This window comes from Halomonas sp. 25-S5 (assembly GCF_029889845.1).
GTDB lineage: Bacteria > Pseudomonadota > Gammaproteobacteria > Pseudomonadales > Halomonadaceae > Halomonas.
In genome coordinates, this window is sequence record NZ_JARANV010000058.1 from 1 (window position 1) to 1911 (window position 1911).

The 1911-nt window shown below is 52.4% G+C and carries 2 protein-coding genes; both read right to left on the reverse strand.

Going from position 1 to position 1911, the window contains the following annotated elements; genetic code table 11:
• Positions 1–300: 300 nt before the first annotated feature.
• Positions 301–1428, reverse strand: coding sequence for a TRAP transporter substrate-binding protein (locus OP498_RS18310; protein ID WP_280554788.1), 1128 nt, complete (start codon positions 1426–1428; stop codon positions 301–303).
• Positions 1429–1503: 75 nt separating this feature from the next.
• Positions 1504–1911, reverse strand: a 408-nt coding sequence (locus tag OP498_RS18315; RefSeq protein WP_280554789.1) for a MarR family transcriptional regulator, incomplete at its 5' end; no start/stop codon positions are given.

The following is a 1911-nucleotide window of genomic DNA, read 5'->3' on the forward strand; positions in this document are numbered from 1 at the left end:
GGAACTGGATGTTGGGCATGGTACGCTACGGGTGAAGGGCTGATTTGGCGATATTACCATGCAGGTCAGCGGGTTAGGAGCGTTTTTGGGTGCCGGGTTCACGGATTCAGGAAACAGGGCAGCGCTGTGCAGCTGCGAACATGGCCGAGGCATTAGCTTAAATCCAGACAGATTCTGTCTTGACCATGGGGTCCACTATACTGCGCGCCATGCTTGGCGCACCAAGAGAAAAGCCAGTCAGCGTTAACTGACTGGCATTAACCGGCTTTGCCAGGGGATACTTACTGCTTATGAGAACGATTAGTTCGTGGTGGCTTCCTGTTTCTGAACCTGTTTCTGGAACGAGGTAATAAGAGGGTTGCCTGAAAAGCTCTTATGGAACTCCTTGTTGGCCTCCGCGAAGGCTTCCTCGGTGATACGCTCGACAGTCAGCGTCTTACTGAGATTATCCAGATTTCTCTGCTCAGCTACTATCTGATCCTTCACACCATAGTCAACTGCCTCAACAACTGAATCTGTGACAATCTCGCGTTGCCTCTCACTCAGACGATTCCAGCTTGACTTGGAAATGAGGATGGCACCCGGAAAGGCCATATGCTTGGTCAAAATTAGATATTTACTCACCGCCTGCAAGTTCAAGCTGGTTATTGCATCCATATCCATATCGATAGCGTCGATTACACCGCTCTGCAACCCCTGGTAAACGTTAGAGATCGGCATCGGAGTGGGTACGGCACCAACCCCATCCCACCACACCTTCATAGCTGAGAAGGGGGTGATCCGGACTTTCTTATTCTTAAGATCGGCGATTTTATCAACTGCAATATCACGAGTGAGAATATTTCGCATACCTGCCTGTACGTAGCCTAGCCCAACTAGGTCATAGTGCTCCAACCGCTTCAGCATCTCCTGGGCGGCAGCCGTATGCGAGCCCGCGGCAGCATCCGCAACGTCAGAGAAGAGGTACGGTGTGAACCAGCCATTGAAAGCCTGTTCGCGCGTCGTCAGCCCTGCGACTGTAACAACCGCCATGTCCAACAGACCAGATTGCATCTGCTGCAGTGTGCCCTCCTCGTCACCCAGTTGAGCTGCCGGGAAAATGTCGAGCGAGATTTCGCCACCGGAGTGCTGTTCCAAAAGCTTGCTCAGTTTCTCTGAAACCTTCACCCAGTTATGTCCCGGAGGCGCGATAGTAGCGAGGCGCATGTTTATCTCGGCTGCGCTCGCCGAGGCCAAGGAACCAGCGAAAACTCCGGCAGCGATCAGGGTTCTTAGCAATCGTTTCATTGGTTTATTCTCCTTTCTTTGCAAATTCTTGCCAAGCTTAGGGTTTTGGTGAATGAAACTCACACTATCTAGCTTAGCACCGAGCAGCGATCGCGCCCTGCTTTTCGTTGTCTGTTTTTTATATTTATAGAAGCGCACCATGTTTCTCCTTTTGGGGTTTTAGCACGGCCACTTTAGCCATACTTTTATTCATTTGTTCATTTATTCATTCGCTTGTCATCTGCAGGCTCTCCTGCCAGGGCTCGCTGGCGGAACCGGTATAGTCCGCGCCTCTGGGCTTCTTATGTTTGAGCCGGACTGCACGCTGTCCTGGCTGAGTTGGCCTTCTTCTTCGCCGGAAAGCAGCGCCAGCAACTCAAGCAGCTGTCGCCGCTGGTCCACTGAGAGCGCGCCGAGGATGCGTTCGTTGATGCGTGACACTGCCGCCGTGGCACCCTCTATCGTGGCTTCACCTTCGGCAGTAAGATACAGACACTTGGTACGTTTATCCGTGACGCCAGGTTTACGCACGATTAGTCCCTTTGCTTCCAGCCTGCCGAGGACGAGGCCAATAGTCGTGCGGTCAAAGGAAATAAATTCAGCAACGCGGGTTGCATGCGTTCCAGGGTTCCTCCGGATAGCCAC

What these genes read in the sequence shown, in the direction of transcription:
- OP498_RS18310 (WP_280554788.1), bottom strand. Translation starts at nt 1,428, where the DNA reads ATGGTGCGCTTCTATAAATATAAAAAACAGACAACGAAAAGCAGGGCG.